The following is a 13,449-nucleotide window of genomic DNA, read 5'->3' as shown; positions in this document are numbered from 1 at the left end:
GTGTTCTGCGCCTCCTTCGACCCCTTCGTACTGGGCGTCAAATCGGCCGCGTTCTTCCTAATCTCGTCCTCTTGCCTCATTCTCCCTGGCGCAGCAGGAGTCCCTCGCGGAGCGCGTGCCGGAAGCAGAGAATGAAAAAGAAGGCCGCGACCGCCATCCAGACGGCCAGTGTCAGCAGCCCCAGGAAGAAATGCGTCAGATCGAAGCTATTCTCGACCAGGACGGCACGCATGCCCTCAAAGACATGCGCGGAAGGGAGGCACCAAGCGATGGGCTGCAGGAATCCTGGCAAGGTCTTCACCGGATAGTACACGCCCGAGAGGGGTTGGAGGAGAAAGACGATGCCCCAGGCTAGGCTTTCTGCCCCCAGTCCAAGGCGCAGGAGGCACCCTGCAATGATCAGGCCGATCGACCAGCCGAACATCAAGAGCATGGCGAAGAAGGGAAGCAGGGCCCAGCCGAGTACGCCTGGCAACCAGAAATGGAAGATCGGCACGGCCAGCAGCATGGCGCCGCCGATGCCGACCAGGACGCGCACGAGACTGATGCCGAAGACGGCGACCACGAGCTCCCAGGGCCTAAGCGGACTGACGAAGAGATGGCCCAGATGGCGCGCATAGAGTTCTTCGAGAAAGGCGAGCGAGAAACCGAGCTGGCCACGAAAAAGCGTGTCCCAAAGGAGAACGGCTGAGAGGAAGATACCGGCTGACTGGGCAACGAAGCTGCTTTCCGTGACCAGAAAGCGCGTAATGAAGCCCCAAAGGATCATCTGCACCGTCGGCCAGTAGACCAGCTCGAAGAGCCTTGGCCAGGAGCCGGTGAGAAGAAACAGATGGCGCTGCATGACCGCCAGCATGCGCCGGACCGAGCGGCGCGGATCGAAGCCGAGCTCGGCCGGCACGAAGCTCTGTTCCGGTTCAGCGAACATGGCGACGCTCGCGGGCGATGTCGAGGAAGACCTCCTCGAGATTTAGGCGTTGGTAGCGGGTCATGAGTTCCTCGGGCGTGCCTTCGTCGACGAGCCGGCCCCGATTAAGGACGAGGACGCGATCGGCCATGCGTTCGACCTCGCCCATATTGTGCGACGCCAGGAAGACCGTCGCACCTTTGCGCCTTTGATAATCCAGGAGCATCGTGCGCAGTTGATCGGCCGTATCCGGGTCGAGCGAGGCGGTGGGCTCGTCCAGGAGGAGGAGCAAAGGCTCGTTGATGAGCGCCTTGGCCAGCATCACGCGGGTCTTTTGCCCGGCTGAAAGCCTTCCCGTCGCCCGGTCGAAGAAGCTTTCGAGATCGAGGTCGCGCGCCAACTGCGCTATGCGTTCGTGCGGTCGCTCGATGCCATAGAGGCCCGCATAGATACGCAGATTCTGCCGGACCGTCAGGCGCATCGGCATGTCGACATAAGGACTGGAGAAGTTCATGGCCGACAGCACCCGGTAGCGGTGCTTCGGCATCTCGAGACCAAAGAGCCGGATACTGCCCTCGCTCGGCGACAGGAGGCCGAGGAGCATGGCGATGGTCGTCGTTTTCCCAGCACCATTGGCACCAAGAAGGGCCACGGTCTGCCCCGGGGCGACACTGAAGCTCAGCCGGTCGACCGCCACCGTCTCGCCATAGCTCTTGCTGAGTTCGAAGACATTGATGGCCGGCTCGATGAGGCGGTTCGGCTCCAGCCCTGGCTCAATGCGCATCGGCTGGCGCCAGGCCCTGCTCGCGATAGAAGCGCAAGGCGCCTGGATGCAGCGGCACCGCCAGGCCGGAGAAGGCATTGGCCGGCGTGATGTCGGCACCGCGAGGATGGGATTTTGCCAAAATGTCCATGGTCCGCTTGGTAAAGAGAACGCGTACGAGATTGAAGGCCATGGCGTCGCTGAGCTTGTCGCTGACCAGCCATTGCGCCGTCACGCCGATGCTGGGTGTGTCGGCGGCGAGTCCATAGGCGCTGGCCGGAATGATGGTGCGGGTGAGGAAGGGATAGCGCTGGAGCAGGGAATCGATCGCCTTGCCCTCGATCGGCAGCAGTGTTGCCGCTTTGGAGGAGATGGCCTCAGCGACGGGCGGCATCGGTACGCCGCCCGTGACAAGCATGGCATCAAGACGGCCTTCTCCCAGCATGGCGAGCGCGGCTGCTGGCTTGACGTAAAAGGGCTTAAGGTCCTTTTCGTTCAGCCCCGAGGCCTCCAGCAGAAATCGAGCTTGCAGCAGTGTGCCCGAGCCCTCCTCGTCCAACGCCACGCGGCGGCCGTGCAGTGCTTCTGCAATGCTCTTAGCCTCCAGGCCGGCTCTAAGGACGAGATGCAGGCTCTCAGTGTAGAAGGCCGCCAGTGCCCTCAGATCGCCGACCGGTCCGGCCTTGAACGGTCCCTTGCCTTGCGTCGCCATAAAGGCGACGTCGCTTTGCACGAAGGCGCTTTCGACCACACCCGAGGCGAGATCGCCCACGTTGGCGACCGAGCCCGCACTGGTCTGGGCCGTTGCTACCAGACCCTCGATCCCGCATTCGTCCTGCCGCCGGCAGGGCGGCGAGCCCGGGGGATCGCTCAAGGCGCTGGCGAGCGCGCTACCCACGGCGAAATAAGCGCCGCTGACGCCGCCTGTGCCGATTCGAAAGAATGTCGTCGTCGACGCATCCTGACCTCGGGACCGAGAAGCGGAGAAGGCCAGGGTGAGAGCCGCCAGACCCAGGCTCCGGCGGGGTAGCGTCAATGGCGCGGACATGGCGGACCTGACAGGGGTTTGGTGGCGCTCAAGAGGTAGCGCAACAGCGCGAAATCGCCAGTACATTGCTGCCGCGAGGCCGTCTCGACCGACATGACAGACACACTCGAGTGGTGTTCTCGTCGCAAAGAAATCACGTGGTTGAAGGAACTTGCGACCTGGTGTTAAAGCTGGATCGAAATCCCTTTGAGCGGCCCCGCCCAGGCCGCGACCGAAAGGAGCGAGCGAAAAGCCGCCTCATGCCGATGAAGTGGAACGACCGGCTCGACGGCCTGAACGATTTTCCGTTCCGGCGACTGGCCCAGCTATTGGCGGGCAAGACGCCGGGCGCACCTCCTTTCGATCTCTCGATAGGCGAGCCCAAGCACGCGCCTCCAGCTCTTCTGGCGACCACGATCGCCGAGGAGTCGGCGAACTGGAACCGCTATCCGCCCATGGCCGGTACGGCTGCCTTTCGCGAGGCCGCGGCCGGTTGGATGATCCGGCGTTTCGGCCTGCCAGAGGCAGCGCTCGATCCGGAGCGGCATATCGTACCGCTGGCAGGCACGAAGGAGGGGCTGTTCATGCTGCCCCAGATCGTCACACCGGACGTATCGCGGTTCGGTGGGCGGCCCGTGGTTCTGGTTCCGAACCCGGTCTACTCGACCTATGTCGGTGCCGCCACGATCGCCGGCGCGGAGCCCATTTACCTAAGAGCGGACGCGGCAAGCGGCTTCCTGCCCGATCTCGATCAGTTGGAGCCCGCGGTGCTGGATCGCACCTCGGCCTGTTTCATCTGTACGCCCGCCAATCCCCAGGGTGCCGTAGCCGATCTTGCGTATCTGCGCCGGCTGGTCCGCCTCGCCCGGACCCACGGTTTCCTGCTCATCGTCGATGAATGCTATGCAGAGATCTTCGATCGCGAGCCGCCCGCTTCGGGCCTGAACGCTGCGCTGGCCGAAGGGGGCGACTTTTCCAACGTCGTGACGATGCACTCGCTCTCCAAGCGCTCGAGTGCCCCGGGCCTGCGCTCAGGATTCGTTGCGGGTGACAGCGAGGTGCTTAGTCGTTTCCTCCGCCTGCGTGCCTACGGGGCGGCGGTCCAGCCGATGCCTTTGATGGCAGCGGCGACCGCGCTCTGGCGCGACGACGCGCATGTCGAGAGCAACCGGCTGGCCTATCGCCGCAAATTCGATCTCGCTGCCAAGAGACTGCAGGGACGCTTCGACTTCTTCCGCCCGGCCGGCGGCTTCTTTCTCTGGCTGAATGTCGCCGAGACCGGCCTGTCCGGCGAGGCGGCAGCGCTGAAATTGTGGTGTGAGGCAGGGGTAAAGGTCCTGCCTGGCAGCTATCTGGCTGTCACCGACACGAACGGTATCAACCCGGGTCGCGACTATCTCCGAGTCGCCCTGGTTCATGAAGAAGGGATGATCGATGCGGCGCTCGAGCGTATCGCCCAGACGCTCTGAAGATCAGGGACGTCGTGCCCGTGATCTGCCGAGCACGCGTCGTGCCGTGCGCTCGCCGGCGCTGACGACCAGCAGTAGCGTGCGTCCCGAAATTGTGGAAGACGAGGCTTCGCTGACGAGCATCGTCTTCGGCAATGCCAGCCGCTTCGTTGGCGGGCTTGGCGTGATCGCGCTCGGCATCTTCGGCCTCGTGGCTCTTGCCGGCTATAATCCACACGATCCGTCCTGGGGCCAGGCAACGGCGGCTGCCGTCACCAATCCCGGCGGCTACATGGCGGCGATCCTGGCCGACCTCCTTTACCAAGTCGTGGGTTTCGCCGCTTGGCTGCCCATGGTCGCGGCGATCGCGTGGGGCATCCGGCTGGTCTTCAACCGCCCCCTCGCCTGGCCCTGGCTACCGGTCCTGGCCCTGCCGCTCGCCGTCATGGCCGCCAGTGCGATGCTGGCGACGGTGGCCCCGCTGCCATCGCGTGACGTCTGGCCCTATCGCGTTGGCCTCGGCGGCTTCACTGGCGACTTCATCTTTGGCGCCATCGCCGGCGGCAGCCGCGGCGGCTTCGCCCTCATAGCGGCGGTCGTTTGCGCGGCTTTCGCCTTCGTCGCGCTGGGCCTGCGCGTGCGGGAAACGCGGCTGGCCGTCGCCACCCTGCTTCGCACCCTAAATCGCATCGCCGGCTGGACAGGCCGGCTCCTACGTCCCGCCGCCGGTCGCATGGCGGGCGCAGCTGCCGGCATGGCCAGCGCTGGCTACGATGTGGCGCTCGAAGCCATGCGCGCGCGGCGGGCTGCCCGCCAGGACCACTTGGACGCCGTCGACAACACCCCGGACGTCGTGCCGAGCTTCACGCGTCGCCAGCGGCCGGAATTCGAGCCGCCCGAGCCTGCCGAGGCCAAACCCGGCCTCATGGGCCGCCTGGGCGGCAATCTGCGCGCCAAGCTGAGCAGCGGCGAGACCGGCGAGGATGGCAAGGTCGTTCAGCTGAGGCGGCGAAGCCGGCCGGAGCCGCAGGACGAAACACCCCCAGCGGAGCCGCAGGAAGAGCGTCCGCTAGTCGCAAGCGAACCGCAACAGCCATTTGGCCGCGATGCACGCGCGGTCGCCGTACCGGTGCCTGAGCCACTCGCGCTCGACGACGATGTCGATGACGACGAGAACGGGCTCGAGTCCCGGGCCGAGAGTCCCCTGCCCGCGCGCCGACTGCCGACGCCGCTCCGCGGGGTGGCCGGTCCGGCCGATGCGCCCCCGCCCGTGCGTAGCAACGCGCCCCCCTCACCGCCGGCGCCTGTCGATCGCGAACGCGATCGATCCTTCGAGCTGCCCAGCCTCGATTTTCTGGCTGTGCCGCAGCGCACGGCCAATCCCGGTCTCACCAAGGGCGTCCTCGAAGAGAATGCCCGCCAGCTTGAAAGCGTCCTCGACGATTTCGGCGTCAAGGGCGAGATCATCGACGTCAAGCCAGGGCCGGTCGTTACCCTCTACGAGCTGGAGCCAGCACCGGGTACCCGCTCGCAACGCGTCATCGGCCTTGCCGACGATATCGCCCGTTCGCTCTGTGCTCTCTCCGTCCGCGTGGCGACCGTGCCGGGGCGCAACGTCATCGGTATCGAGCTGCCCAACGATCGCCGTGAGACGGTCTATCTGCGCGACATCCTGGAGAGCGGCCCATTCGGCTCCAGCGAGGCAAGGCTGGCGCTGGCGCTGGGCAAGGACATCTCGGGCAAGCCCGTCATCGTCGACCTCGCCCGCATGCCGCATCTTCTGATCGCCGGCACGACGGGCTCTGGCAAATCGGTCGCCATCAACTCGATGATCCTCTCGCTGGTATATCGGCTGACCCCCGACCAGTGCCGTATCATCATGATCGACCCCAAGGTCATCGAGCTGTCGGTCTATGACGACATTCCGCATCTGCTCTCGCCAGTCGTCACTGAGCCGCAAAAGGCCGTCGTGGCGCTCAAGTGGGTCGTCCGTCAGATGGATGAGCGCTACCGCCTGATGTCGCATCTGGGCGTGCGCGACATCTTCGCCTTCAACCGCCGCCTGGAGCAGGCGCGAGCACGCGGCGAGGAGCTGAAACGTCGCGTGCGCACCGGCTTCGATCCCGCGACAGGCCAGCCCATTTTCGAAGAGCAGCCGCTCGCCAACGATCCGTTGCCCCTGATCGTCGTCGTCGTCGACGAAGTGGCCGATCTGATGCTGACGGCAGGCAAGGAGATCGAGAACGCGATTCAGCGCCTCTCGCAGAAGGCGCGCGCCGCCGGGATTCACTTGATCGTCGCCACCCAGCGGCCTTCCGTCGACGTCATCACCGGCGTCATCAAGGCAAACCTCCCATCCCGCATCAGCTTTCGGGTTTCCTCCAAGATCGATAGCAGGACGGTCTTGGGCGACGGCGGGGCTGAGCAGCTACTGGGTCAGGGCGACATGCTCTACCTGATGCCAGGCGACCGTATCGTGCGCGTCCATGGCGCCCTCGTCACGGACGGCGAGGTCGAGCAGGTGGTGAGGCATCTCAAGGCCCAAGGAACTCCGGATTACGACGATGCCGTGACCAGTGAGGGTGGCATGGAGGGTGGCGGCGACGATGTCGGGGCGTTCGGCGGCGTCGAAGGTGCGGCTGGCGGCGATGCCGTCTATAATCAGGCAATTCAGATCGTCGCGCGCGACGGCAAGGCCTCGACCTCCTATCTGCAGCGCAAGCTGTCGATCGGCTATAACAGCGCCGCCAAGCTGATTGAACGCATGGAGCAGGACGGCCTTATCTCCTCGGCCGACCATGTCGGCCGTCGGCAGGTGCTGATGGGCCGGGGTGGCGTCGACGGCAACGAGGTCAGCGACTTCGACTGATCCTGAAGGACGGCGTCGGCCGGCGATTTGGAGCGCGCCTCAAGATCGCCTATTCATAGGCTCGGCCGGCCAGGGTCGCCGGCGCCTCGACCCCTGGGATGGTTTCCATGTCCGCTTTCGATCGCCGTTTTTTTCTTGGCTCCTCAGCCGCCGGACTCCTGACTGGTCTCCTCGCGCAAAGTGCCAGGGCCGCGCTGCCGCCGAGTGACCAGAGTGCCGTCAACGCCGTCGAATCCTATCTCGACGGGATCAAGACGCTCCAGGCCCGTTTCCAGCAAATCAACCCCAATGGGGGCATGGCTGCCGGCACCGTCTACATCTCGCGGCCGGGCAAGATGCGCCTCGACTATGACCCGCCCTCGAAGATCACGCTGGTCGCCACCGACTGGCGCCTGATCTTCCAGGACGCGGCCGTCAAGCAGGTCAACCAGATTCCTCTCTCACAGACACCCCTGGCCTTCCTCCTGGCCAGCCAGGTGGACCTCAACAATTCGGTCGAGGTCGAGGCCGTCCAGCATGTCGGCAACGAGGTCGGCGTGAAGGTGATCCAGAAGGATAAGCCCGATCAGGGCAACGTCATCGTCTATTTCGCCCAGTCGCCCATGGAATTGCGCCGCTGGACGGTGACCGACCCGCAAGGCCTGGTCACGCAGGTCGTCCTTGCCGACATCAAGACCGGCGTGACTCTCGATCCCGACCTCTTTCATTGGCGGGATCCCAAGCTTTTCGGCTGGCCCTCCGACTGAACTGACCCGAGGTGCCGGACGATGCGCCATAAAGGCGCCGCGGCGGCTTGGAGCGCTTGGGCTCTACCGTGTTTGGCCCGGCCATGAATGCGACGGCAGGGCTCGAGCCCATGCGACCGATGGACTCCCAGGCTTCGTCGCCAGTGGCTCCGAAGCGGCAGCCTTGTATCGCCAGGCGCCTGAGGTCATCGTCAACGTGGTACGACTGCAGCGTTGGCCATCGCCGGCGCGATTTGTCCGCGAGCCTAGCACCCCAAAGCCCGATTGATTTTGCTTTACCTCCAGGCGGAAGCGATCCGGACCAGCTCGAGGCAGGTGACCCTCGGTCGCTCCATGAGGCAATTGGCATGAAGATATCGGGTAACAACTATTCCGCCGCCATCGAGCAAACACGCCGGTGTCCGGCTCTGGCCCTCAGCAGAGCCTATCGCAGCGAGGGCGCGCGCTATAGGTCGGTAACGACATGGTCCTAGTAAGAGCCGTCGCCGCGCAAACGGCGTGCGCGCTGGCATTCGGTGGCCGTGTCACAATGAAGGGGCTTCGACCGCCAATACCGTTGCTCTGCCTTCCGATTCTCCTCGCGCTTCTCGCGTAGTTGGCGTGCTTCGGCAGCCGTGTGGCCCGGCTTCCACTCCGGCTCAAGCGCAAGCGCCGCGTGAGGCTGGGCTAACAGCACCAGCAGCAGGGCCGCTCCAAGGCGCGTCATGGCTTCCCGCCTGGGGGCGTGGCTTGGGCGGGTGATTTAGGCGATGCGGGCTTATCGGCCTCGGGCTCCTCGGGAAGGCCCAGCAATAGCCGGAGCGGTGGTGCGGGCAAGCCGCCCGCCGGCCAACCTGTTTCGGGATCGCGAGGCAAGCTGTTCAGCACGACCGCCAGCGAGATAGGGTACCCTTGCGCCAGCCAACGGACCCAATTGGTGCGGGTCTCTGGAGGGCTTGGTGGCGGATGCGGGATGCTGATCATGCGCGCGTTCTCCTAGGTAATGGCGGTGTTTCCGCCGCGCGAGCTTTTCTGCGAGCACGGGATTTTGGCCCCTGTACTCGACGATCGCGGGTGCGTTGTGTGCTCCGCGAAGTCGGTGGATAGGCACACGGGCGGCCTCGTTGCTCGCTTGGGACCGCACGGAGGACGCTACGCGCGTCGTATTGTCCCGCTCGTCATTTAGATGGGGCTGTCAGCGTGCGAATATTGTCGATCTCAGGCTCCCCAGGAGGCACCGTCCGTAGCGCTCTATCATAAGGCTGAGTGTCGATGACATTCATCACAGCTGCGCGCAAAGGCAGCCCGTTCGGGGCTCGGACGCGCTCATTGACTTCTTCGAATTCGTCGTCTGGAAGCGTCACGTCTACCCGCACGCGCCCGAGTGTTACTCTGGTCACCACACGTCTGTCGCCTTTCCGGAAAGTAAAATCGAGTTCCCGATTTATTCCTTCGATTCGTAGGGGGCTATCTAGCGTTCCATTACAGGTGACGAATTCGCCGTGTTCTTGTGGGTCGCTCGGTTCGAAGGTAAATCCATGAATCATCTTGATGAGCCCTAAATTATTAAGAACACATCAACATATAATCAGCCATTCTTGGCTTGTCGCTCCTCATAAACTCCCGACGCGTTTTTATGAGTAGAGTTCTTTGTTCCTGGGCTGCCAAGGTGCTTGATTAGGCCGCCTTACGGCTATCGGCATTGCTCTTTCGCCGGTCGGGCGGCCTCATTTCTCCGCAGCAGCTGAGGTGTGCATATCCGCATAAGTGGGTCTTAGCACTGGGGCACACGTGCACATAAGGTCAAAGCTATACTTGCAAGAGCGAAGCCTAAGGTAAATCCGTTCCTGGCGGTCCTGGGCGTGAGGGAGCCTAAGCCCACTTTCGCATCAGAGCCTAAGACGGCGGAGAAAACAGAAGTCGCGCCGGTCGCGAAACCGATAGCCAAACCGAGAGGCAAGCACATCGGCGCCTATCCGGCGCAAGAGACAATCGAGCAGATAGCTCTTTTGCGTGCTCGCTTGGGCATCGATAATACTGAATTACTGAGGCGCATGGTCGCCGACCGGTACGCGAAGATCGAAGCAAAGCGGTCTTATGGGGACGAGTAGGGGGTACTTTTCTGGCGTCGGAAATGGGAATTCGGCGGATGAGTTTTGTGACCTAGCGACAGCCTATAAGAAGCTTACTAATAGCGCCAAATCGCTTTCCCAAAGGCAGGCTGTGGACGGTCGCTACATCACAAACTGACATGCGGCTGTAGATAAGATAGGTCTTGCGGCGGAGGAGAAATAACATGACCGAACTTCACGACCGCGTAAGGCGGAAGGACGGCTGGCTCCGACGACAGCAACGAGCAGGACCGAACGCAAGGTTTTGCAGGTTGTCATGTCGCTTCTAGTCGATGAAAACGTGGATGCAGGATCGTTCATCCATCCATGTGTCAGTTCCCGCCGTTGCGCAGCTTGAGGGTGGTGCGTTTGATTGCCGTCCTGTAGACGCAGTCGATTTGCGTGGTCGCTTCGAACGCCTCAAGGGGCGGCCTTCGCCGAGGTCCGTCTGCCGATAGCGGCAATTTCCTCCGGGGCGGCACTCCCGGCCCATGCGCTCCGCCGTATTCTTGGGCGATGGCGCGGCGCGGCAGGCCGCTTGCCAGTGACCAGAGCAGGCGATCCTCCGTTGCGAGGCGTTGCCCGTGGCGATCATGTGCGGCTCGGCGCTGAAGAGGCACAGCCATCGAGGCAATCCGCCCGCGCGGGGCTGGCCGTCTCAGCCGATCTCGATCGCGTCTACGCGGTTCGGGTAGAATGCCAGATGGTCCTTGATCGCTCCGGCCGCTGAGTAGGGCGCCTCGTAGCTCCAGACGGCGTTACGCGAACGCTCGCCTCCCGCCGGAATGTCGAAATAGGAAGCCTCGCCTTTATAGGGGCAGTAGGTAGCATGCGCGCTGCGTGTCAGCTGGCCCGGCTCCGCGTCGCCGCGCGGAATATAATAGACTGGCGGATAATCGGCCTCGCGCAGGACTAACGCGTTCCGGCTATCCGCCACGATCTGCCCGGCGACGGTAACGACGATCCGCTCGCCGCTGGGCTCGATGCTGATGGGGTGATCGGCACCTGGAATTTTGACGATTCGGTCGGCCACCGCGTTTCTCCTTGAGGCGTGGACGCTCATTGCGGCACCGCGATCCGTCCGGCCGCAACGATGCCCTAACGCATATTGGTCTTCATCAAGCGGAAGAACATGCCTGCTCCCCAAAGATCGCTCCGGCGAATTCGCCCAGGCTGCAGGCGACGCTCCTCGAGCCCGCACTAACGCCGGCTTCACGCCCCATGTCGCCCGGCGCGGCCCAGATGAAGACAATCCTGGGCGTCGTCGCTGCCGACCTTGGGAGCGATCGGACAACCCATCACCCTGGGCGATTGTGCGGTATCTTCTTGGAGCGCTACGGGATCGTCTCCTCCTGAGCCGGCTCCGATCGCCGCGCGCAGCCCCCGTCTTCTCCATCGATCCGATCTACGGTTCTACGGAAGCACGCGATGGCGCCGCAGCTTTTGCAAGCCGGTTACCAGGGCGTCGTGCGTGTCGATGCACGTGTTGAAGCCGGCCTGGCGGATTTTGATCGTGCTTTGCACCATGTCGAAGGACATGTGGAACCAGGCGTCGACGAACGGCCATGCCGCCAGCTTCTCCCATGCGATGGGGAGCAGGCCGTGCCGGTCGACCATCCGCTGCCAAAGCCCGGCCTTGTCCGCCATCTGCTCGCCGAGGTGCATGGGTTGCGGCGGCGCCACGTCGACCTGAAAGACAGCGGCGATCTCGGGCCAGACGTTCTGCCAGCGGAAATTGTCGCCATTCGTGACGTTGAATATCTGGCCGGACGCAGACGGCGTTGTGAGCGACCATTCCACCGCACTGGCCAGCACCCCGGCGTCTGTTGCCTGATGCAGCGCCGACCATGCTGCCGGGCTGCCCGGAAACCGCAGCGGGATACCAAGCTCTTTGCATATTGCGGCATAGGCGCCGACCCCCATGAGCATGTTCATCGGCGAACCAATGCTCGGGCCCAGTACGCCATCCGGCCGCAGCACCGTCCATTCGAAGCCGGAACCCTTCGCCCGCTCGCGCAGCAGGTCCTCCTGATCGTTGTAGAAGATCGGGCCGAGGTGACGCGGATCGCGTTCCTTCGCGGGCGTTTTGTAAGGGCCGAGATGCTCGCCATAGGACTTGCCGCCTCCGATCAGCACGACCCGGCGTAGCGGCGCGCATGCAGCCTCCAGGGCATCGAGAGCGTGGGCGAGCATGGCCACGTTGGGTGCGACCGTCGCCGCCATCGTATCGCGCTCGACATAGGCGCAGAATATCATGTCGGTCACATCGGACAGGCTCGCCAGGGCAGTCCTTGTCTTAACAGCATCGAGCAAGTCAGCTTGGAGATGTCGAGGCGGTGATCGTCCGTCGATGAGCCTGGCAGGCGCCGCTGTGCGCCCGATGGTGGTCATTCGCCACCTTGGCTGATCCAGCAGCCGGCTGACGATGCCTGTGCCTACCACGCCATAGCCGCCGAATACCGCGAGGTGACGTTGTCCCGCGCCGTCGTCCGCCATCGTGCTTTCCTTTGAATGTCGCGCTCGTGTCCACATGGCCGAGGCATCAGGACGGCGCTAGAATCATCTCCGGAACGACATACGTGTCTTGAGGTAACGAATGCCGCGACGCCCTGATCGGCTGGGAGAACTGGAAGTTTTCATCGCGACCGTGGAAGCGGGAAGTATCGCGGCAGGGGGGCGGACTCTGGGCATCGTTCCGTCGGCGGCGAGCCGCACCATTGCCCGGCTGGAGCGGCGGCTCGGCGTCCAACTTTTGCGCCGCTCGACGCGGCGCTTCAGTCTGACCGATGAAGGTTGCAGCTTTCATGCCCGGGCATGCGCGATTCTCGCCGACCTCGAAACCGCGGAACGCGAGGCGGCCAGTGCCGCGGAGCCAACCGGGCGGGTGCGGATCAGCAGTTCCGCCAGCTATGTCGCCCATGTCCTGTGCCGTATCTTGCCCAGCTTTGCGCAGCGCTATCCCGCAATCGCCATCGACATCGTCCAGCAGGATGCGGTGGTCGATCTGGTGAAGGAGCCGATTGACATCGCCATCCGCGCGGGCCCGATGGCGGACGCGGATCTTATCGCCCGCTCGTTGGGCGAGACCCGCATCATTGAGGTGGCGGCCCCTGACTGGCTTGCCCGATATGACGAGCCCGGGGTTGCCACCCCGTCGATCGGTTTCACCTATCCGCGCAAGAGCGATCCCTGGCAGTCATCCGATGGCGGTGGGAAGCAACGCTTCCGGATCAGCGATGGCGAAGGAGTCCGGCTTCTCGCACTGGCCGGTCTGGGACCGGCACGTGTCGCGGAGTTCACGGTACGTCACGATCTCTCGGCCGGTCGCCTTGCCGAAATCCGAACCGGGTCAACCGGCGCGCGCGAGCCGTTCCACGCCGTGTTCGTGGGTCCGGCCCGCATCCTCCCGGTCCGGGTGCGTGTGCTACTCGATCATCTGGCAGAGCATGGCCGCGTGTCGTGACGTCGGGTGATCCAGCGTTCGCATGACAGCCCCTTTCGGCGTTCCGCCAGGCATCCAGTGCTCTGGACGGCCCCGATCTAAATCCGGATCTAAGGGAAGACGAACGCCGCCAGCGACGCCTTTTGGCAATGGCGGA

9 protein-coding genes are annotated in these 13,449 nt (G+C 63.8%); 4 read left to right on the top strand and 5 right to left on the bottom strand.

Translation table 11 applies throughout. From position 1 onward, the window contains the following. Positions 1–76: 76 nt before the first annotated feature. From CFB17_RS10590 to CFB17_RS10580, 3 genes are read right to left on the bottom strand one after another with little or no spacing between them, the layout of a single operon-like run. Positions 77–928, bottom strand: a complete 852-nt coding sequence (locus tag CFB17_RS10590) for an ABC transporter permease (protein WP_088561502.1) — start codon at positions 926–928, stop codon at positions 77–79. After that, on the bottom strand, positions 918–1,691 hold the full coding sequence (locus tag CFB17_RS10585; protein ID WP_088561501.1) for an ABC transporter ATP-binding protein: 774 nt from the start codon (positions 1,689–1,691) through the stop codon (positions 918–920). The genes CFB17_RS10590 and CFB17_RS10585 overlap by 11 nt, the downstream gene beginning before the upstream one ends. After that, entirely contained in the window at positions 1,681–2,718 is a 1,038-nt protein-coding gene (locus CFB17_RS10580; protein WP_165769551.1) for a TAXI family TRAP transporter solute-binding subunit, read from the bottom strand. The genes CFB17_RS10585 and CFB17_RS10580 overlap by 11 nt, the downstream gene beginning before the upstream one ends. Positions 2,719–2,957: 239 nt before the next feature. Between CFB17_RS10580 and CFB17_RS10575 the strand changes: the two genes are divergently transcribed. The 3 genes from CFB17_RS10575 (at position 2,958) to CFB17_RS10565 (ending at position 7,760) form a co-directional block, all read left to right on the top strand. Next, positions 2,958–4,166 carry an aminotransferase class I/II-fold pyridoxal phosphate-dependent enzyme gene (locus tag CFB17_RS10575; protein WP_243389846.1) on the top strand — a complete coding sequence of 403 codons (1,209 nt, stop codon included), beginning with the start codon at positions 2,958–2,960 and terminating at the stop codon, positions 4,164–4,166. Then, positions 4,132–7,014: a DNA translocase FtsK gene (locus CFB17_RS10570; RefSeq protein WP_088561499.1), complete on the top strand. Its 2,883-nt coding sequence runs from the start codon at positions 4,132–4,134 to the stop codon at positions 7,012–7,014. Before CFB17_RS10575 ends, CFB17_RS10570 begins: the two co-directional genes overlap by 35 nt. 107 nt (positions 7,015–7,121) lie before the next feature. Continuing rightward, on the top strand, positions 7,122–7,760 hold the full coding sequence (locus tag CFB17_RS10565) for a LolA family protein (RefSeq protein ID WP_165769550.1): 639 nt from the start codon (positions 7,122–7,124) through the stop codon (positions 7,758–7,760). 2,748 nt (positions 7,761–10,508) lie between these two features. Here the strand turns inward: CFB17_RS10565 and CFB17_RS10545 are convergent. Continuing rightward, positions 10,509–10,883, bottom strand: coding sequence for a DUF427 domain-containing protein (locus CFB17_RS10545; RefSeq protein WP_088561494.1), 375 nt, complete (start codon positions 10,881–10,883; stop codon positions 10,509–10,511). 380 nt (positions 10,884–11,263) lie between these two features. Beyond that, on the bottom strand, positions 11,264–12,346 hold the full coding sequence (locus CFB17_RS10540; protein WP_088561493.1) for an SDR family oxidoreductase: 1,083 nt from the start codon (positions 12,344–12,346) through the stop codon (positions 11,264–11,266). A 100-nt stretch (positions 12,347–12,446) separates the two neighbouring features. Between CFB17_RS10540 and CFB17_RS10535 the strand changes: the two genes are divergently transcribed. Next, on the top strand, positions 12,447–13,313 hold the full coding sequence (locus tag CFB17_RS10535; RefSeq protein ID WP_088561492.1) for a LysR family transcriptional regulator: 867 nt from the start codon (positions 12,447–12,449) through the stop codon (positions 13,311–13,313). The last annotated feature ends 136 nt before the right edge of the window (positions 13,314–13,449 follow it).

Source organism: Arboricoccus pini (assembly GCF_900187945.1).
Classification (GTDB): Bacteria; Pseudomonadota; Alphaproteobacteria; order Geminicoccales; family Geminicoccaceae; genus Arboricoccus; species Arboricoccus pini.
This window is presented reverse-complemented; position numbering and strand designations above follow the sequence as displayed.

Coding starts and splice junctions, on each gene's coding strand:
- CFB17_RS10590 (WP_088561502.1), bottom strand. CDS start 928: ATGTTCGCTGAACCGGAACAGAGCTTCGTGCCGGCCGAGCTCGGCTTC.
- CFB17_RS10585 (WP_088561501.1), bottom strand. CDS start 1,691: ATGCGCATTGAGCCAGGGCTGGAGCCGAACCGCCTCATCGAGCCGGCC.
- CFB17_RS10580 (WP_165769551.1), bottom strand. CDS start 2,718: ATGTCCGCGCCATTGACGCTACCCCGCCGGAGCCTGGGTCTGGCGGCT.
- CFB17_RS10575 (WP_243389846.1), top strand. CDS start 2,958: ATGCCGATGAAGTGGAACGACCGGCTCGACGGCCTGAACGATTTTCCG.
- CFB17_RS10570 (WP_088561499.1), top strand. CDS start 4,132: ATGCGGCGCTCGAGCGTATCGCCCAGACGCTCTGAAGATCAGGGACGT.
- CFB17_RS10565 (WP_165769550.1), top strand. CDS start 7,122: ATGTCCGCTTTCGATCGCCGTTTTTTTCTTGGCTCCTCAGCCGCCGGA.
- CFB17_RS10540 (WP_088561493.1), bottom strand. CDS start 12,346: ATGGCGGACGACGGCGCGGGACAACGTCACCTCGCGGTATTCGGCGGC.
- CFB17_RS10535 (WP_088561492.1), top strand. CDS start 12,447: ATGCCGCGACGCCCTGATCGGCTGGGAGAACTGGAAGTTTTCATCGCG.